Origin of the sequence: Lacrimispora sp. (genome assembly GCF_047605665.1) — a bacterium.
Taxonomy (GTDB): domain Bacteria; phylum Bacillota; class Clostridia; order Lachnospirales; family Lachnospiraceae; genus Lacrimispora.
On the sequence record NZ_JASGFH010000019.1, the window covers coordinates 55516 to 74169 of the forward strand.

At 50.5% G+C, this 18654-nt stretch carries 24 protein-coding genes; all 24 read left to right on the forward strand.

From position 1 onward, the window contains the following. The first annotated feature begins 9 nt into the window (after positions 1 to 9). The 24 genes from cutC to atpC all read left to right on the forward strand — a co-directional run bounded on the left by cutC (position 10) and on the right by atpC (position 18617). Entirely contained in the window at positions 10 to 2556 is a 2547-nt protein-coding gene (gene cutC / locus QM657_RS15280) for a choline trimethylamine-lyase (RefSeq protein WP_415067564.1), read from the forward strand. A gap of 22 nt (positions 2557 to 2578) precedes the next feature. Beyond that, positions 2579 to 3529 carry a choline TMA-lyase-activating enzyme gene (cutD, locus tag QM657_RS15285; protein WP_415067565.1) on the forward strand — a complete coding sequence of 317 codons (951 nt, stop codon included), beginning with the start codon at positions 2579 to 2581 and terminating at the stop codon, positions 3527 to 3529. Between the two features lie 15 nt (positions 3530 to 3544). After that, complete coding sequence (locus QM657_RS15290; protein ID WP_415067566.1) at positions 3545 to 3883, forward strand: BMC domain-containing protein; 339 nt, start codon at positions 3545 to 3547, stop codon at positions 3881 to 3883. Further along, positions 3880 to 4353, forward strand: a complete 474-nt coding sequence (locus QM657_RS15295; RefSeq protein WP_415067567.1) for a EutP/PduV family microcompartment system protein — start codon at positions 3880 to 3882, stop codon at positions 4351 to 4353. The genes QM657_RS15290 and QM657_RS15295 overlap by 4 nt, the downstream gene beginning before the upstream one ends. Next, a complete protein-coding gene (locus QM657_RS15300) occupies positions 4350 to 5474 on the forward strand; it encodes a 1-propanol dehydrogenase PduQ (protein ID WP_415067568.1) in 1125 nt (374 codons plus the stop codon). Before QM657_RS15295 ends, QM657_RS15300 begins: the two co-directional genes overlap by 4 nt. Beyond that, positions 5471 to 6064, forward strand: coding sequence for a hypothetical protein (locus QM657_RS15305; RefSeq protein ID WP_415067569.1), 594 nt, complete (start codon positions 5471 to 5473; stop codon positions 6062 to 6064). Before QM657_RS15300 ends, QM657_RS15305 begins: the two co-directional genes overlap by 4 nt. Next, positions 6046 to 6891 carry an ethanolamine utilization protein EutJ gene (eutJ, locus tag QM657_RS15310; protein ID WP_415067570.1) on the forward strand — a complete coding sequence of 282 codons (846 nt, stop codon included), beginning with the start codon at positions 6046 to 6048 and terminating at the stop codon, positions 6889 to 6891. The genes QM657_RS15305 and eutJ overlap by 19 nt, the downstream gene beginning before the upstream one ends. 13 nt (positions 6892 to 6904) lie before the next feature. Continuing rightward, positions 6905 to 7210: a BMC domain-containing protein gene (locus QM657_RS15315; RefSeq protein WP_415067571.1), complete on the forward strand. Its 306-nt coding sequence runs from the start codon at positions 6905 to 6907 to the stop codon at positions 7208 to 7210. Next, entirely contained in the window at positions 7204 to 7467 is a 264-nt protein-coding gene (locus tag QM657_RS15320) for a EutN/CcmL family microcompartment protein (RefSeq protein ID WP_415067572.1), read from the forward strand. The genes QM657_RS15315 and QM657_RS15320 overlap by 7 nt, the downstream gene beginning before the upstream one ends. 14 nt (positions 7468 to 7481) lie before the next feature. Further along, a complete protein-coding gene (locus QM657_RS15325) occupies positions 7482 to 8105 on the forward strand; it encodes a cupin domain-containing protein (protein ID WP_415067573.1) in 624 nt (207 codons plus the stop codon). 11 nt (positions 8106 to 8116) lie between these two features. Continuing rightward, positions 8117 to 8770, forward strand: a complete 654-nt coding sequence (locus QM657_RS15330; RefSeq protein ID WP_415067574.1) for a BMC domain-containing protein — start codon at positions 8117 to 8119, stop codon at positions 8768 to 8770. Between the two features lie 26 nt (positions 8771 to 8796). Beyond that, positions 8797 to 10287, forward strand: coding sequence for an acetaldehyde dehydrogenase (acetylating) (locus tag QM657_RS15335; protein ID WP_415067575.1), 1491 nt, complete (start codon positions 8797 to 8799; stop codon positions 10285 to 10287). Between the two features lie 24 nt (positions 10288 to 10311). Beyond that, positions 10312 to 10947, forward strand: coding sequence for a phosphate propanoyltransferase (locus QM657_RS15340; protein ID WP_415067576.1), 636 nt, complete (start codon positions 10312 to 10314; stop codon positions 10945 to 10947). A 41-nt stretch (positions 10948 to 10988) separates the two neighbouring features. Further along, entirely contained in the window at positions 10989 to 11273 is a 285-nt protein-coding gene (gene eutM / locus QM657_RS15345; protein ID WP_415067577.1) for an ethanolamine utilization microcompartment protein EutM, read from the forward strand. A gap of 198 nt (positions 11274 to 11471) precedes the next feature. After that, positions 11472 to 11786 carry an AtpZ/AtpI family protein gene (locus QM657_RS15350; RefSeq protein WP_415067578.1) on the forward strand — a complete coding sequence of 105 codons (315 nt, stop codon included), beginning with the start codon at positions 11472 to 11474 and terminating at the stop codon, positions 11784 to 11786. A gap of 17 nt (positions 11787 to 11803) precedes the next feature. Continuing rightward, complete coding sequence (locus tag QM657_RS15355) at positions 11804 to 12205, forward strand: ATP synthase subunit I (protein ID WP_415067579.1); 402 nt, start codon at positions 11804 to 11806, stop codon at positions 12203 to 12205. Positions 12206 to 12252: 47 nt separating this feature from the next. Then, positions 12253 to 12954 carry a F0F1 ATP synthase subunit A gene (gene atpB / locus QM657_RS15360; protein ID WP_415067580.1) on the forward strand — a complete coding sequence of 234 codons (702 nt, stop codon included), beginning with the start codon at positions 12253 to 12255 and terminating at the stop codon, positions 12952 to 12954. Positions 12955 to 12999: 45 nt separating this feature from the next. After that, complete coding sequence (atpE, locus tag QM657_RS15365; RefSeq protein ID WP_333646437.1) at positions 13000 to 13257, forward strand: ATP synthase F0 subunit C; 258 nt, start codon at positions 13000 to 13002, stop codon at positions 13255 to 13257. A gap of 37 nt (positions 13258 to 13294) precedes the next feature. Beyond that, positions 13295 to 13810: a F0F1 ATP synthase subunit B gene (gene atpF, locus QM657_RS15370; RefSeq protein WP_415067581.1), complete on the forward strand. Its 516-nt coding sequence runs from the start codon at positions 13295 to 13297 to the stop codon at positions 13808 to 13810. Then, entirely contained in the window at positions 13798 to 14349 is a 552-nt protein-coding gene (gene atpH / locus QM657_RS15375; protein ID WP_415067582.1) for an ATP synthase F1 subunit delta, read from the forward strand. The genes atpF and atpH overlap by 13 nt, the downstream gene beginning before the upstream one ends. Before the next feature lie 25 nt (positions 14350 to 14374). Next, complete coding sequence (gene atpA, locus QM657_RS15380) at positions 14375 to 15877, forward strand: F0F1 ATP synthase subunit alpha (protein WP_415067583.1); 1503 nt, start codon at positions 14375 to 14377, stop codon at positions 15875 to 15877. A gap of 16 nt (positions 15878 to 15893) precedes the next feature. Then, entirely contained in the window at positions 15894 to 16748 is an 855-nt protein-coding gene (gene atpG, locus QM657_RS15385) for an ATP synthase F1 subunit gamma (RefSeq protein ID WP_415067584.1), read from the forward strand. Between the two features lie 67 nt (positions 16749 to 16815). Further along, the gene (atpD, locus tag QM657_RS15390) at positions 16816 to 18210 is read left to right on the forward strand and encodes a F0F1 ATP synthase subunit beta (protein ID WP_415067585.1); all 1395 of its coding nucleotides are present in this window, start codon (positions 16816 to 16818) and stop codon (positions 18208 to 18210) included. A gap of 11 nt (positions 18211 to 18221) precedes the next feature. After that, positions 18222 to 18617 (forward strand): ATP synthase F1 subunit epsilon, encoded by a 396-nt coding sequence (gene atpC / locus QM657_RS15395; protein WP_415067586.1) that lies wholly within the window; start codon positions 18222 to 18224, stop codon positions 18615 to 18617. The last annotated feature ends 37 nt before the right edge of the window (positions 18618 to 18654 follow it).

An 18654-nucleotide genomic window follows, 5' to 3' on the forward strand; every position in this document is an offset into this window, starting at 1 on the left:
GAAACTATATTGGATATTCGTGAATTTTCAAATAAATTTGCAGAAGCGACCAGGAACATGACACCGGAAGAGAGATCTGCCCTGATGAAGATGTTTGAAACCGTTTCTGACGAGATCAATAAAAAAGAAGCAGCGCCTTTGGGAACAGCCGTATGCAGCGAGGGCGGTACAGAAATACCGGAAGGAATCACCCCAAGGCTTCAGAAGCTGAAAGAAAAGTACCTGACTCATAAGCCTTCCATCACGACTTACCGCGCCCGCGCCATCACCAAGATTGCCAGAGAAAATCCCGGTATGCCCAAAGTCATGCTCCGCGCAAAATGCTTCCGTTACTGCTGCGAGACGGCTCCCCTGGTGATTCAGGACAATGAGCTGATCGTAGGCGCACCCTGCGGCGCCCCCCGTGCAGGTGCATTTTCCCCTGATATTGCCTGGAGATGGATGATGGATGAGATCGATACCATCGGAAGCCGCCCTCAGGACCCCTTCTATATTTCTGATGAAGATAAGAAGATCATGAAGGAAGAGCTCTTCCCATACTGGTACGGCAAATCCGTTGACGAATACTGTGAAGACCAGTACCGGGAAGCCGGAGTGTGGGAACTGTCCGGTGAATCCTTTGTATCAGACTGCTCCTATCACGCATTAAACGGCGGCGGAGACTCCAATCCCGGTTATGACGTGATCCTCATGAAAAAGGGCATGCTGGATATCCAGCAGGAAGCCAGAGAGCATCTGGAAGAGTTAAAATATGAAAATCCCGATGATATCAAAAAGATTTACTTCTATAAATCCATCATCGACACCACAGAAGGCGTTATGATTTATGCGAAAAGGCTTTCTGAGTACGCGAAAGAGCTGGCTGACAAAGAAGCCGATCCAAAGCGCAAAGCAGAGCTGTTAAAGATTTCCGAAGTAAATGCCTACGTTCCGGCTCACAAGCCAAGGACCTTCTGGGAGGCTGTTCAGGCCGTATGGACCATTGAATCCCTTCTGGTGGTGGAAGAAAACCAGACCGGCATGTCCATCGGACGTGTGGACCAGTACATGTATCCTTTCTATAAAGATGACATGGAATCCGGACGCATGAACGATTATCAGGCCTTTGAGCTGGCAGGCTGTATGCTGATCAAGATGTCTGAAATGATGTGGATCACCAGCGAAGGCGGCTCCAAGTTCTTTGCAGGCTATCAGCCATTTGTCAATATGTGCGTGGGCGGTGTGACCAGAAGCGGCCACGATGCCACCAATGACTTAACCTACTTATTAATGGATGCAGTCCGCCACGTGAAGATTTACCAGCCTTCCCTCGCCTGCCGTATCCACAACAAGTCTCCGAAAAAATACTTAAAGAAAATCGTGGATGTGGTGCGCTCCGGTATGGGCTTTCCTGCCTGCCACTTTGACGATGCCCACATCAAGATGATGCTGGCAAAAGGCGTTTCCATTGAGGATGCCCGTGACTACTGCCTCATGGGCTGTGTAGAACCTCAGAAGTCAGGCCGCCTCTATCAGTGGACTTCAACCGGCTATACCCAGTGGCCTATCTGCATTGAGCTGGTGTTAAACCAGGGCGTTCCTCTTTCCTACGGCAAGCAGGTGTGCCCGGATATGGGAGATTTAAGCAGCTTTAAGACGTATGAAGAGTTTGAGGCAGCGGTAAAGGAACAGATCAGATACATAACCAAGTGGACCAGCGTCGCCACTGTGATTTCCCAGAGAGTCCACAGGGACCTGGCTCCAAAGCCTCTCATGTCCATCATGTACGAGGGCTGTATGGAAAAGGGAAAAGACGTATCCTCAGGCGGAGCCATGTATAACTTCGGCCCCGGTGTCATCTGGTCCGGCCTTGCAACGTATGCGGACTCCATGGCAGCCATTAAAAAGCTGGTATTTGACGATAAGAAATACACTCTGGAGCAGTTAAACCAGGCATTAAAGGCGGATTTCATCGGCTATGACCAGATTCGAACCGACTGCCTCAACGCTCCCAAGTACGGAAATGACGACGATTATGCCGACTTGATTGCCGCTGATCTGGTGGATTTCACAGAGCATGAGCACAGAAAATACAAAACCCTGTATTCCGTATTGAGCCACGGAACCCTGTCCATTTCCAACAACACCCCATTCGGGCAGCTGACAGGCGCTTCTGCCAATGGCCGCAATGCGTGGCAGCCCCTTTCCGACGGCATCAGCCCCTCTCAGGGTGCGGACTTTAAGGGCCCGACAGCCATTATTAAGTCTGTATCCAAGATGTCCAATGACAGCATGAACATCGGTATGGTTCACAACTTTAAGATCATGGCCGGAATGCTGGATACACCGGAAGGAGAGGAAAGCCTGATTACCCTTCTTCGGACTGCCTGCATGTTCGGAAACGGAGAGATGCAGTTTAACTACCTGGATAACGATACTCTGATCGAGGCTCAAAAGCATCCGGAGCTCTACCGCGACTTGATCGTCCGGGTGGCAGGCTACAGCGCATTCTTTGTGGAGCTGTGCAAGGATGTGCAGGATGAGATCATCAGCAGAACCATGCTGACCCATTTCTAAAGGGAAAGGGAGAACAATCACAATGGACCATGGAAATACAGGGGAGATCGAGCGCAAGGCGTTTATCTTCAACGTGCAGAAATACAACATGTACGATGGGCCGGGAATCAGAACCATGGTGTTCTTTAAAGGCTGTCCTCTCCGGTGCAAGTGGTGTTCTAACCCGGAAGGGCTGGAACGGAAATTCCAGGTGATGTATAAGCAAAATTCCTGTGTGAACTGCGGGGCCTGCCAGGAGGTGTGCCCCGTGGGAATCCATGTGATGTCCGGGACGGGTGAACATGAAATCAGGCGGGATAAAGACTGCATCGGCTGTATGAAATGCAAAAACATCTGCCCTAACAGCGCCCTGACCATTGCCGGAGAGGTAAAGACCATTTCTGAACTGTTAAAGCTAGTGGAAGAAGATGCCGGCTTTTACGATATTTCAGGCGGAGGGGTGACCCTTGGAGGCGGTGAAGTGACCTCCCAGCCTGAGGCCGCCCTGACCCTTTTGATGGCCTGTAAACGGGAAGGAATCAATACGGCCATTGAAACCTGCGGCTATACGAAGACGGAAACCATTTTAAAGATCGGGGAATATGTGGATTTGTTCCTGTTTGATATCAAGCACATGGACCCAGTGCGGCACAATGAGCTGACGGGAGTCAATAACGAGCGGATTCTCACCAATTTACGGGAACTGCTTCACCGCCGTTATAACGTCAAGGTCCGCATGCCCATGTTAAAAGGAATCAATGACAGCAGACAGGAGATTGACCAGGTAATCCGGTTTCTGATGCCTTATAAGGATCATAAGAATTTTAAGGGAATTGACCTGCTTCCTTATCACAAACTGGGAGTCAATAAATACAACCAGCTTCAGATGGAATACCCCCTGGAAGGGGACCCCAGCTTGAGTTCCGAGGATTTAGACCGGATCGAAGGGTGGATGAAGGAGTATCAATTTCCTGTTACTGTGGTGAAACACTGAGAAAGGGGAGAAGTCATGGTGGAAATGCAGCGTGTCATAGAGGAATCGGTGCCGGGAAAACAGGTCACCATCGCCCATGTGATCGCATCGCCCATACCTGAGGTGTATGAGTGCCTCGGCATCGATGAGCTGGGGGCTATCGGGATTCTCACCCTTTCACCCTTTGAAACCTCCATCATTGCAGCGGATATTGCGGCAAAGGCGGCTGACGTGGAAGTGGGCTTTTTAGACCGGTTCACCGGTTCGGTCATCATTGCAGGAGATGTGGACAGTGTGGAAACGGCTTTAAAGGCTGTCTGCGATACTTTAAGCCGGGGGCTTGGCTATATGGTTCCGGCGGTAACGAGGACATGAGAAAAAAGAGAATTATGATTATCGGCCCTTCCGGAAGCAAAAAGACCCTGCTGGCCCATGCCATCAACGGCAAAAGCGGCCCGGCAAAGCGGACTCAGAACATGGTATACGGGGAAAAGACCCTGGATGTGCCGGGCGTTTACTTAGAAAGCCCCTGGATGCACAAGCACATCATTGCGGCTGCCCAGGATGCGTCCCATGTGCTGATGGTGGCAGACCGGTCTTTGAACCGGGAAATCTACCCGCCGGGCTTTGCAAAGGCTTTCCGGGTTCCTGTCATCGGTGTGATCACAGGCGGGGAGGAAAACCGGGAGCGGGATAGCTTCTGTGCCCGCCAGTTGAGGAGGACCGGAGTCAAAGAGCCTTATTACCGCATTGATCCGGAGTCGGGAGCCGGAATTGATGAGCTGATGGAGGCCCTTAAAACAGAGGGAAAGGAGGGAAATGAGAAGTGGAGCAATTTGCAATGAAAACAAAGATTTATATGGGACCTTCCTGTCTGGAAGGGCTGAAGGATATGCCTGTAAAAAGGGCGTTTCTCATCTGCGATCCTTTTATGGTCCAGTCGGGAAGGTCTGACTGGATTACAGAGCTTTTAAAAGAGATGGGCAGCAGCTATGAAGTCTTTTCTGAAGTGGTGCCGGACCCCTCCATTGAAGTGGTTTCAAAGGCAATCGAAAAGATGAAGGCCTTTGGACCTGACGGGGTGATCGCCCTGGGAGGCGGTTCTGCCATTGATACGGCAAAGGCGGCCAGCCATATTTACACCAGGCTGGAAAATGAACGCCTGTATCTTGCGGCAGTCCCCACCACCAGCGGAACGGGAAGCGAAGTGACGAATTTTTCCGTGATTTCCGACCCAAAGGCCCAGGCAAAGTATCCCCTTCGGTCTGACGATATGATGCCTGATGCGGCCTTTTTGGACCCGCGGTTTACCGTGTCGGTTCCGCCCCATATTACGGCTGATACCGGAATGGATGTGCTGACTCACGCTTTGGAAGCTTACGTGTCGGTCAGTGCCAGTGATTTTACCGATGCCTGTGCAGAAAAAGCTGTCAGGCTTGTATGGAACCATCTGGGCAGGACTGTTGAAGACGGAAGCGATATGGAAGCCAGAACCCATATGCACAACGCCTCCTGTCTGGCGGGAATCGCTTTTAACGGGGCGTCCCTGGGGCTCTGCCACAGCATGGCCCACGCTTTGGGAGCCAGGTTTCACATTCCTCACGGAAGAAGCAATGCCATATTACTGCCTCACATCATCAGCTACAATGCCGGGCTTTTGGACTTAACGGAACAGGAAGCCTGCAAAAAGTACGGGGCCATAGCGGCCATGGCAGGAATTGCGGCAGGGACGGATAAAGCCACAGTGCACGGACTGGTCCGCCATATCAGAAACCTGATGAACCGGATCAAAATCCCCCGGTACATTACGGATTTAAAGATAGATAAGGACGAATATGAACAGGCCGTCAGAGAGATGGCAGAGAAGGCTTTAGCCGATAACTGTACGGTGACCAACCCAAGAAAGCCCAGGCTGGAGGAAATTGAAGCGATCTACGGTCAACTGTGCAAGGGAGGCTGCCCATGAAATTTATCACAGAAGACGATTTGAGGATTGTTTTCCGCAAGGAGCCTTTTGCTTCCTTTGATATTTTGGAGGGAACAAGGCTGACTCCCGGAGCCCGGCAGTTTCTGATGGATCATAAGGTGATGATTCAGGAGGGAAGCAGGGAGGAAAAAGAAAAACCCGGCAAGACAGCGGAAGATGAAAATGCGGCTGGAATACTTCGAGAAAATAAACTATATATGCTGAAAATAAAAACCCTTCAGGCGGAATTTCTGGAAGCAGGACTGGAACTGATGGAGAGGAATGTGCTGCTGGCAGAGCAGGTGTTTGACTTGGAACGATGGCTTTTTAAGCAGGGAGTCCCTTTTCATGGCTGTACCGGCTTTGACAGGGAAAGCTTTGAGGGTCCCTCAGAAGACTGTTTTGAGATCACCGGCTTTCATGCCCAGTCTCCAAAGGGAAAAGAAATCCTGATCCTTCACCGCCTGCGCTGTAAAACGAGAGAGCTTCAGGCAGAGGCCTCAGAAGAGAATTTAAACCCTGTCATCAACCGTTTGTCGCAGATGATATGTCTGGAATATGGAGGAAGCGTATGTCAAAAGAAGAAATAACCTTTGACGGCTGCAATGAACTGGTGAGCCGTTTTGAATCGGTGATCCATAAGCCGGTGACAGAAAAATCCTCTGTTTATTATACGGGCGTGGACTTAGGAACAGCGTGTGTGGTATTGGCGGTGCTGGATGAGAATTACAAACCGGCAGCAGGGGCTTACCGTTATGCGGACGTGGTCCGTGACGGGATGGTGGTGGACTACATCGGCGCCATCCGGATTGTCAGGGAGTTAAAGGAGGAGCTGGAGGAAAAGCTGGGCACAGAGCTGATTTACGCCTCTGCGGCAATCCCTCCGGGAACGGATTCCCTGGACGGAGGAGCCATTAAAAATGTGGTTCAGGGAGCCGGATTTGAGATCACCGCCCTTCTGGATGAACCTACCGCAGCCAACGCTGTGCTGAAAATAAAAAACGGTGCGGTTGTGGACATCGGAGGCGGCACCACGGGAATTTCCATTTTAAAGGATGGGAAGGTGGTGTATGTGGCTGACGAGCCTACGGGAGGAACCCATTTTTCCCTGGTGGTTTCCGGGGCGTACCACATGCCTTTTGCTGAGGCGGAAGCCTATAAGCGGAAAGAGGAAAATCACAGGGAGCTGCTTCCGGTTTTAAAGCCGGTGGTGGAAAAGGTGGCCTCCATCATAAGCCGCCATATTAAGTGCTACGATGTGGAGGAAATCTATCTGGTAGGCGGAACCTGCTGTCTGGCTGGAATAGAACAAATCATTGAAAAGCAGACGGGTGTCAGAACCAGGAAGCCCCAAAACCCCATGTTTGTAACCCCTCTTGGAATCGCATTTTCCTGTAATCAGGAAGAGATGGCATAAAGGAAGTGGACGTATGGAATACCGGATTATTAAATCACCGTCAAAGGGGACTCTGGACATTTTAAACCGAAGAAAGGGTTCCGGGACCTCCTCTCCCATCATAGAGGCCGATGCTGTGGGACTGATTCAGGGCAGGATCATTGAAATGGTTTGCGCTGCCGACGCGGCGGAAAAGGCTGTGGGAGTTACAGTGGAAGATATCAGGGGAAGCTGTCCCCAGAATATGATCATGCTGGCAATCTTAGGAGACACAGCGTCTGTGGAGGCGGCCATGGAAGAAATCAGGCGGAGAGAAAAGGAAGGAGCAAAGGAATGGTAGCGGCAAGACTGATTGATACCATCTGGGCGACCAGAAAAGCGGATTCTTTAAACGGATATAAATTCATGCTTGCTGAGATCATCGGAGGCACACGGGAAGGGGAACGGCTGATCGTGGCGGACATTATCAGCGCGGGAATCGGGGACCGTGTGATCATCTCCACCGGCTCTTCTGCCAGACGGATGCTGGGAAGCGATGAGGTTCCCGTGGATGCAGTTGTCATTGGAATCATTGATGAAGACTGCCAATTTAGATAGAAGGGAGTGATGGCATGAAGCAGTTGGTTTGTGCAAAGGATATAGAGGCGGTGAGTGCAGAGGGCAAAAAGGTATTTTATATAGAAGACGGAAGCATCATCACGCCGTCTGCAAAGGATGCAGCAGAAGCGCGCGGAATCGCATTTTGCAAAAAGGAAGAGGAAATCTCTCCGACTGTTCCGGTTTTTGAGGGAATGGACAGTGAGAAAATCTATACGGTTTTAAAGGCTTTGATGGAGAAAGGGCTGTTAAATGACATATTAAAGCCCTATGAAGCGGAAAGCCATGGAAACGGCTTAAAGGTGGTGAGGGGAAATTCCGTGAAAATGGATGTATTTGAGACAGGAAACCCTTCCGCAAAAGCCTATTACCAGGAGCTGATAAGCAAGGATGAATCCCATATCAGCGCCGGATTTCTGGTCATCGACCATTCCAGTTTTGAATGGGAGCTGACCTATGAAGAAATTGATTACGTAATTGAGGGAACGCTTACGGTTTCCATTGACGGAAAAACCTACACAGCCAGGGCCGGAGATGTGGTCTTTGTGCCTTCGGGCTCCAAAGTGGTATGGGGTTCTCCGGACAAAGCCAGAATATTTTATGCAACCTATCCGGCAAACTGGGCTGATCTGGTTTAAGGAGGTAGAGGATGCAGGCACTTGGCTTTATAGAAACAAAGGGCATGATAGCAGCCATTGAGGCCGCCGATGCCATGCTGAAAGCGGCAGACGTATCTCTTGTGGAAAAGACCAGGGTGGGCGGCGGCCTGATCACTGTGGCAGTGACCGGCGATGTGGCGGCTGTGAAAGCGGCAGTGGATGCCGGAGCAGCAGCGGCAGGGAGAATCCATGAAAATGCCCTGGTGACCTGCCACGTGATCCCCAGACCCCATGAGGAGCTGGCGGCAGTGGTGGGCAGAGGGCCCGGCAGGCCGGATAGCCCTGGAGGTTCCGATGATCTGGAAACTTCCAACAGTACGGAAATTGACGATCAACTGAAAAGAGAACCGGATTTAACTGATGCAGCAGAAGTGCCGCCCAAAGCTATTTCTGAAATCATGGAAGATGAATCCTTCCCGGCCTCAGAAACCGTGGACACCATAAAAAGAGAAACTCTCGATCTGTGGATAGAGCAGGATGGCCTGGAAGAAACCTTAAAAGTGCTGGAAGAGATGAAGGTGACGGAGCTTCGGACCCTTGCCCGTGAGTATCCGGAGCTTGCCATAGCCGGACGGGAAATTTCAAAGGCGAACAAGACCCTGCTGTTAGAAGAGTTCAGGAAATATTACAGCTCCAATGATTGAGATCATTAGAAAAGGAGAACCAGAACATGGAAAATTTTGATTATGATTTGCGCTCCATCCAGGAAGCAAGGGACCTGGCCCGGAGAGGTGAGGCCGCCGCAAAGAAGATGGCAGGGCTTACGGCAGAGCAGATCGACGTCATTTTAAAAGCCATGGCAAAGGCAGGAGAGGAACACGCCCTTTGTCTGGCAGAAATGGCGGCGGAAGAGACTGGATTCGGAAAGGCCATGGATAAGGCTTATAAAAATCACGCCGCTTCCACTCTCTTATACGAAGAAATAAAGGACATGAAAACGAGAGGAATTCTCGATGAAGATACGGTCAGCAAAACCATTGACGTGGCGGAGCCGGTAGGTCTGGTCATGGGAATCATCCCTTCCACCAACCCCACTTCCACCGTATTTTTCAAGTCCATGATCGCCTTGAAATCAGGAAATGCCATCGTATTCTCCCCCCATCCTTCCGCTGCAAAATGCACCTTAAAGGCGGCTGAGGTGATGCGGGATGCCGCAGTTGCAGCGGGAGCGCCGGAAGGAGTGATCGGCTGCGTATCCATGCCTTCCATGGGCTCTACCAATGAGCTGATGAAGTGCAGGGAAGTTTCCGTCATCATTGCAACCGGAGGCCCGGCCATGGTAAAAGCCGCCTACAGCGCGGGAAAGCCGGCTATCGGAGTGGGAGCAGGAAACTCCCCGGCCTACATAGAAAAGACGGCTGACGTCAAACAGGCGGTAAAGACCATTCTGGCCAGCAAGACCTTTGACTACGGAACGATCTGCGCCTCTGAACAATCCATTATCTGCGAGGAAAGCAATCACGCAGAGGTGGTGGCTGAGTTTAAGAAACAGGGCGGATACTTTATGACAAAGGAAGAAACTGATAAAGTCTGCGCTCTGTTATTTAAAAACGGCCACAGCATGAATGCTAAATTTGTAGGCCGTTCCCCTCAGATCATCGCCCAGGCAGCAGGAATCCAGATTCCGGAGGGAACTAAGGTTCTCATCGGAAAGCAGGAGGGCGTAGGTGAGGGCTATCCTTTATCCTATGAGAAGCTGACGACTGTTCTCGGCTTTTACACCGTAAAGGACTGGGAAGAAGCCTGCGGCTTAAGCATCCGCCTTTTGCAAAACGGCATCGGCCACACCATGAGCATCCACACCCAGGACCGGGATAAGGTTCTCAAATTCGCAGCAAAGCCGGCTTCCAGAATCCTTGTAAACACAGGAGGAAGCCAGGGCGGAACAGGAATCAGCACAGGCCTTCCCATTTCCTTCACACTGGGATGCGGAACCTGCGGCGGAAGCTCTGTTTCTGAAAATGTGAGCCCCAAACACCTTCTCAACGTGAAAAAGGTGGCCTTTGGAATAAAGGACTGCGATACCCTCGCAGAAGAAGACGCTTCTTTCCTGTGGAAGGAAACGTCCGGGAAAGCTTCTTCCAGCCCGGAAAGCGGCGGTGACAGCGATAAGCTGGCAGCCCTTGTGAGGGAAATCGTGCTGGCAATGAAGGGCCAGTGAGCACAGGCGGAGAGGAGAAGGGAAATGGATAAATATGAAGCGGTCATGAAGCTTTTTCTGGAAGCTGTAAAAGCGGAATCCCAAAAGGAAGAGCAGAGAGTGCCGGTAGGCGTTTCCAACCGCCATGTGCATTTATCCCGTGAGGATCTGGACGCCCTTTTCGGAAAGGGATATGAGCTGACCAGGATGAAGGACTTATCCCAGCCCGGCCAGTACGCATGCAAGGAAACCGTAACCCTTTGCGGCCCCAAGGGAGCCATTGAAAAGGTCCGCATTCTGGGGCCTGTAAGAGGGCAGACTCAGGTGGAGATTCTGGCGGCAGACTGTTTTAAGCTGGGAGCCAAGACAGAACCGAAGATGTCCGGAGAACTGTCCGGAACGCCGGGAATCACTCTGACAGGCCCCAGGGGCTCTGTTCAGACGGCAGAAGGCCTTATCATAGCCCAGAGACACATCCACATGACCCCGGCAGATGCCGAAAGGTTTGGAGTCTGTGACGGCCAGAGCGTGAGCATTCAGGCAGACGGAATCCGGGGCGGAGTCTTCGGCCACGTGGCCATCCGGGTGACGGAAACCTCAGGTCTGGAATGCCATATTGACACAGAGGAAGCCAATGCCATGGGGCTTGACTGTTCCTCAACTGTCGCCATTGTAAAATAAGAGAACCATTAAAAATGAATATATATCAGGAGGATTAGAAAATGAAATATGATGCATTAGGAATGATCGAAACAAAAGGCTTAATCGGCTCCATCGAGGCGGCAGATGCCATGGTAAAGGCTGCCAATGTGACTCTGGTAGGCAAAGAATTTGTAGGCGGCGGCCTTGTTACCGTTATGGTAAGAGGAGACGTAGGCGCTGTTAAAGCGGCCACAGATGCGGGTGCGGCGGCAGCCCAGAGAGTGGGCGAGCTGGTGTCCGTTCACGTGATCCCCCGTCCCCATGCCGAGGTGGAAACCATTCTTCCGGCAACCAGAGAAGCTTAATTCCGCACATTAAAGAGAGTGTCCGAAAGGGCACTCCTTTTTTGTTAACTCCGCTTATTCATGTCCAGTTACAAGAAAGTTGTATCCGTGTTAAGAGAATGTTAAAAAAATATCCTCATTTAATGGACAAAGTCCAAAATATTCGTTATAATGTGTCTCAGAAGGCAGGTGTTAAAAATACGTTACAAAAAAAGTGTAATGCGAAGTCTTATGATGGTGACCCAACTGGGGTTGAATGTCATGGTACCTGTGTTCGTCTGTATTTTTGCCGGTTACCACATTGACCGATATGCAGGGACGAACGTGACCTTGATCCTTTTGATTCTTGGATTTCTGGCGGGAGGCTTAAATGCCTATAAGCTGGCAAAAGCAGCCATTGCCATGAATGAAAAAGAGGAGAAGGAAGAGGATGAGAGGGTGCACATGGAGAGACAGAAGAAGGGCCATGAGAATGTGCATAAGCCAAAGCAGCCCAGCCGTGTGAAACGCCATGACGACGGAAAACTTTTGTAGACAGGAGGACTTGTAACATGGGGAAGGAAACAAAGAATCTGATGCTGGAGGTTTCTGCCGGAATGGTGGTTTTCACGGCGGCTGCTATGGCCGCGGCACTTTTTATTTATCCGAAGGGTTCTGTTTTTGCAGGGCTGCTTCTGGGTATGGCTCTGGCCCTGGTCATGTTTTTATCCATGGCTCTGGTGCTGGAAGGCTCTATGAGAACCGAAGATCCAAAGGTCGTTCAGAAGCGGACCATGATAGGCTCTGTGGTCCGTTATTTACTGCTCATTGTCACGCTGGTGGTTATTATTCTCCGTTTTTCGGACTATATCAATCCTGTGGCAGCGGTAATCGGAGTCCTCGGACTGAAGGCTGGTGCGTTTTTACAGCCTGTTATGCACAAAATCGCAGGAATCTGGAAGAAGGAAGCATGACTTCCCTGCGGTTTCGTGAGATCGCTTAAGAAAGGAGGTTTACGCATATGGTGGTTGCAAATGCCAGTAAAGTAGACTTTATGATCAAGGGCGTTACAAAATTCCATGCCTTTGGGCAGGAGTTATGGGTGACAACTACTGATATAGGCCTCAGTATTGTGACTATTGTGATCCTGATCCTTGCGGTGATTACCAGCCGGAAGATGAAACATGCCAGTGAAGTGCCCGGCACGTTCCAGAATATCATGGAGCTTACGGTGGAGTCCATTGACAGTATGGCAAAGGGAATTCTGGGACATCATGCGTCAAGGTTTGTTAATTATATCGGAACTATATTTATTTTCATATTGTTCTGCAATATTGGCGGTTTATTCGGTATTAAAACGCCGACGGCAGATTTTGGTGTAACGTTCGCACTGGGCTTTTTCACTTTTTGTATCGTGCAGTACCAGGGAATTAAAAATCATGGGATCGGCCACTTTACAGGCCTGTTTAAGCCCTTTCCCATCCTGTTTCCCATCAATCTGATCGGTGAAATAGCGAATCCGCTGTCTCAGTCCCTCCGTTTATTCGGCAATATTATGTCGGGCGGTGTGATCATGGGCCTGTGGTATGGGATGATGCCGATTTTCGTAAAAATCGGTATTCCATCATTTTTACACGTGTACTGTGATGTGTTTTCGGGTCTTATCCAGACCTATGTATTCTGTATGCTGACCATGGTATATGTCAATGACAAAATGGATTAACCATGGCTTTATTTCAATAATATCAAACTCAGGAGGAATTTTTCTATGAACGGATTTTCAGGACAGGACTTTATCTTAGGCTGCTCCGCTATCGGTGCAGGCCTTGCAATGATCGCAGGTATCGGACCTGGTATCGGTCAGGGTATTGCGGCAGGCCATGCTGCGGCTGCGGTTGGACGTAATCCGGGAGCGAGAGCGGATATCACTTCCACCATGCTTTTGGGACAGGCCGTTGCCGAGACAACCGGTCTTTACGGCTTCGCTGTTGCTGCTATCCTCATGTTCTTAAAGCCATTCAGCTAAAGAGTGGCGAGAATACATAGGGAGAGGAGGCGAAACCTTGGAACGATTATTGGGATTTGACCCGCAGATGCTTTTCGATTCATTTGTGACAGCCATTAACGTCTTCATCCTGTTTTTTGGATTGTCCTACATGCTGTTTAATCCGGTGCGCGACATGCTGGAAAAGAGAAAGCAGAAGATTGCAGGAGAATTAAAAAACGCTGCCGATGATAAGCAGGCTGCACACGCCATGAAGGAAGAGTATGAGACAAGGCTCCGTGAAGTGAAGCTGGAGGCGGAGGCTATCTTGGAAGAAGCCAGAAAGCAGGCGAGACTGAGAGAATCAGAGATTCTTGCACAGGCCAGAGACGAAGCCAGCCGGATCGTTGAAAGAGGAAACCGGGAAGTGGAGCTGGAGAGAAAGAAAGCTCTTGATGATATGAAGGAACAGATCATCTCCATTGCATCTGCCATGGCCGGTAAGGTGGTGGCATCCTCCATGGACTTAAGAGTGCAGGAAACCCTGATTGACGAAACTTTAAGGGAAATGGGTGAGAGCACATGGCAAAGCTGATATCAAAAGTATATGGCGATGCATTGTTTGAGGAAGCCCTGGAAAAGCAGGAAGTGGACGCTTTGTTCGAGGAAGTAACGGCTCTTAAGGAGATCTGGAATCAGAATCCGGCCTTAGGCCAGCTTCTCGATAATCCGAAGATCGGAAAAGAAGAGAAAACCGGCATGATCAGGAACATTTTCCAGGGACGGACATCAGAAGACCTGATGGGTTTTCTGGCAGTCATTGTGGACAAGGGCAGGCAGAAGGAGATTCCGGCAATCTGCGAATACTTCGTAAATGCTGTCAAGGAATATAAAAATATCGGCGTGGCCCATGTGACCAGCGCAGTGGAATTAAAAGAGGAGCAGAAGGCTCAGCTTGTGAAAAAACTGCTGGAAACCACCGGGTACGTGGATGTTGAGATGGATTATCAGGTGGATCCGGAATTGATCGGCGGCATGGTAATCCGTATCAAGGACCGGGTGGTGGATTCCAGCATCCGGACACAGCTTCATGAGCTGCGGCGCAGCTTGTCAAAGCTGCAGTTGACACTATAACTTTAGAAAGAAGGTGCAAACCTTAATGAATTTAAGACCAGAAGAGATCAGTTCTGTCATCAGGGAACAGATTCAAAGATATTCCGTGAAATTAGAAGTCTCTGATGTCGGTACAGTCATTCAGGTAGCGGACGGAATCGCCCGCATTCACGGCCTTGAAAACGCCATGCAGGGAGAGCTTTTGGAGTTCCCCGGAGAAATCTACGGCATGGTGCTCAACCTGGAAGAGGACAACGTGGGTGCAGTTTTGCTGGGCACAGGTGCTATCAGCGAAGGCGATACGGTAAAGACCACCGGCAGGGTGGTGGAGGTACCTGTAGGCGATGCCCTGACAGGACGGGTTGTCAATGCCCTGGGCCAGCCGGTTGACGGCAAAGGTCCTATCCAGACAGACAAATTCCGCAAGATTGAACGAGTGGCTCACGGCGTTATTGACAGAAAATCAGTAGATACTCCTCTCCAGACAGGAATCAAGGCCATCGATGCCATGATCCCCATTGGAAGAGGCCAGCGTGAATTGATCATCGGTGACAGGCAGACAGGTAAGACCGCCATTGCCCTTGACACCATCATCAACCAGAAAGGCCAGGGGGTTCACTGTATTTATGTAGCCATCGGCCAGAAGGCTTCCACGGTTGCATCCATTGTAAAGACTCTGGAAGGGTATGGCGCGATGGATTACACCACCGTTGTCGTATCAACAGCTTCCGATTTAGCTCCCCTCCAGTATATCGCACCGTATTCCGGCTGCGCTATGGGAGAGGAATGGATGGAGGAAGGAAAGGATGTACTGGTTGTTTACGACGATTTGAGTAAGCATGCCGCTGCATACCGCACCCTGTCCCTGCTGTTAAAGAGACCGCCGGGCCGTGAGGCGTATCCGGGAGACGTTTTCTATCTCCATTCCAGACTGCTGGAGAGAGCTTCAAGGCTTTCCGAGGAGCTGGGAGGAGGTTCCTTAACCGCTCTTCCCATCATTGAGACACAGGCAGGGGACGTATCCGCTTATATCCCTACCAACGTTATTTCCATCACAGACGGACAGATTTATCTGGAAACAGAGATGTTTAACGCAGGCTTCCGTCCGGCTATCAACGCAGGACTTTCCGTATCCCGTGTAGGCGGCTCCGCTCAGATTGCGGCCATGAAAAAGATTGCGGCCCCCATCCGTGTGGAATTGGCCCAGTATCGGGAACTGGCAAGCTTTGCCCAGTTTGGTTCCGAGCTGGATTCTGCTACCGCAGAGCAGCTTGCCCAGGGTGAGAGAATCAGAGAGGTATTAAAGCAGGGGCAGTATCAGCCTATGGCAGTTGAATACCAGATCATCATTCTCTTTGCTGCCACGAGAAAGCTGCTTTTGGATATTCCCACAGAGAAAATCCTGGACTTTGAAAAGGCCCTGTTCCGTTTCATTGAAAGCAAGTACAACCAGATTCCTGCAAGCATCCGTGAAACAAAGCAGATTACGCCTGAAACAGAGGAACTGTTGGAAAAGGCCATCAACGAGTGCAAAGCAGGTCTCTTTTAAAGGCAGGTGAACAATCATGGCATCCATCAGGGATATCAAACGAAGAAGAGACAGTATTTCCAGTACTGAACAGATAACAAAGGCCATGAAGCTCATATCAACTGTGAAGCTGCAAAAATCCAGGGCAAAGGCAGAGGAATCAAAGCCCTATTATACCATGATGTATGAGACCATAGGTTCCATGCTGAGTAAGTCCGATGGAATTGACCACAAATACTTAAGGTCAGGAACATCCGGGCGCAAGGCGGTTATCGTCATCACCTCAAACCGGGGGCTGGCAGGAGGCTATAACAACAACATTGCCAGACTGGTCTGTGCAGACGAAAGGCTTGCTCTGGAAGTGACGGATGTCTATGCCATCGGACGCAAGGGAAAGGATGCACTGGCCAGAAAAGGGTATCATATTGCCGCGGATTATTCCGAGGTGATCAATGAGCCTCTCTACCGGGATGCCTCTGACATCACCATGGAGCTTTTGGACGCATTCGGAAGAGAGCAGATCAGTGAAATTTATCTGGCCTATACATCTTTTAAAAACACCGTAACCCATGTTCCCACCCTTAAGAAGCTTCTTCCCGTAGAAATAGAAGGAGGAGAGAGAAAGGCTGACCAGGCTCTTATGAACTACGAGCCTGACGAGGACCGGGTTTTGGATTCCATCATTCCCAAGTACATGAGCAGTCTGATCTACGGCGCTCTTTTAGAGGCCGTTGCCAGTGAAAACGGAGCCAGAATGACGGCCATGGATTCTGCTACCAACAATGCGGAAGAGATGATAGAAGAACTGGGTCTGGCCTATAACCGGGCAAGACAGGGGGCCATTACCCAGGAGCTTACGGAGATCATATCCGGCGCCAATGCGATTTCATAGGAATTTACAGTTGTTCGATGAGCTGTCGGGCAAATTGAATTTCATTTAACTAAAAAGGAGAAACAAGATGGCAGAACAAAATATTGGTAAGATCACCCAGATCATCGGTGCCGTACTGGATATCAAGTTCAGCCAGGGCAAGCTGCCGGATATCAATGAGGCCATTGATATCACCGCAAGGGATGGCAGCAAACTGGTTGTAGAGGTATCCCAGCACCTTGGCGATGATACCGTAAGATGTATCGCCATGGGCAGTACCGACGGACTGGTGCGTGGTATGGAGGCTGCAGCGACAGGCGCTCCCATCACCGTACCGGTTGGAGAAGAAACTCTGGGACGTATTTTTAACGTTCTGGGTGATCCAATCGATAAAAGACCTGCTCCGGAAGTAAAGGAATATCTTCCGATTCACAGACCGGCTCCCAGCTTTGAGGAGCAGTCCACGGAAACAGATATTCTGGAAACCGGAATCAAGGTCGTTGACCTTCTCTGCCCATACCAGAAGGGCGGCAAGATCGGCCTTTTCGGCGGTGCAGGAGTAGGTAAAACCGTATTAATCCAGGAGCTGATCCGTAACATCGCCACAGAGCACGGCGGATATTCCGTATTCACCGGCGTTGGCGAGCGCACCCGTGAGGGAAATGACCTCTATCACGAGATGCAGGAATCAGGCGTTATCAATAAAACCACCATGGTGTTCGGACAGATGAACGAACCGCCGGGCGCCCGTATGAGAGTGGGCCTTACCGGACTGACCATGGCGGAGTATTTCAGAGACCAGGGCGGAAAGGATGTGCTGCTGTTCATTGACAACATCTTCCGTTTCACCCAGGCAGGTTCCGAGGTTTCGGCTCTTCTTGGCCGTATGCCTTCCGCAGTAGGCTACCAGCCTACCTTGCAGACCGAGATGGGCGCTCTTCAGGAGAGAATCACTTCCACAAAGAACGGTTCCATCACCTCGGTTCAGGCGGTTTACGTGCCTGCCGATGACTTAACAGACCCGGCTCCGGCCAACACCTTTGCCCACCTGGATGCCACGACGGTTCTTGACCGTTCCATTGTGGAGCTGGGAATTTATCCGGCGGTTGATCCCCTTGGCTCCACGTCAAGAATTCTGGATCCCCTCATCGTAGGCGAGGAACACTACCGTGTTGCCCGCGGGGTTCAGGAAGTGCTTCAGAAGTATAAAGAACTTCAGGATATCATCGCCATGCTGGGTATGGACGAGCTTTCTGAGGAGGATAAGGTGACTGTAGCCCGTGCGAGAAAGATTCAGAGATTCTTGTCTCAGCCTTTCTTCGTTGCAGGCCAGTTTACCGGTCTGGAGGGACGTTATGTGCCTCTGACGGATACCATTCAGGGCTTTAAGGAGATTCTGGAAGGAAAGCATGACGACATACCGGAAAGTTATTTCTTAAATGCAGGCAGTATTGAGGATGTTCTTGCCCGTGTGAAAAAATAGGGGGTGGGAATATGGCTGATTTATTTAAACTGCAGATCATCACTCCGGAGCGGAAGTTCTACCAGGGAGAGGCCTCCATGGTGGAGCTGACCACTACGGAAGGCAACATCGGTGTCTATAAGAACCACATTCCTATGACCGCCATTGTCGCTCCGGGAATCCTTAAGATTCATGAGGAGGGCGAGGTGAAGGAAGCTGCCCTGATGTCCGGCTTTATCGAGATTTTGCCGGAAAGCATTGTGATCATGGCAGAAGTGGTGGAATGGCCTGATGAAATTGACTCAAACCGTGCGGAGGAAGCTAAGGCCCGCGCGGAACGCCGCTTAAAGGGGCAGAGTGAGATCGATATTGTCAGGGCGGAAGCAGCCCTTAAGAGGGCCCTTATAAGGCTTTCGCTTACAAAATAAAGGAAGAGAAGAGGATTTGAGCCTTGTAAAAGAGGTT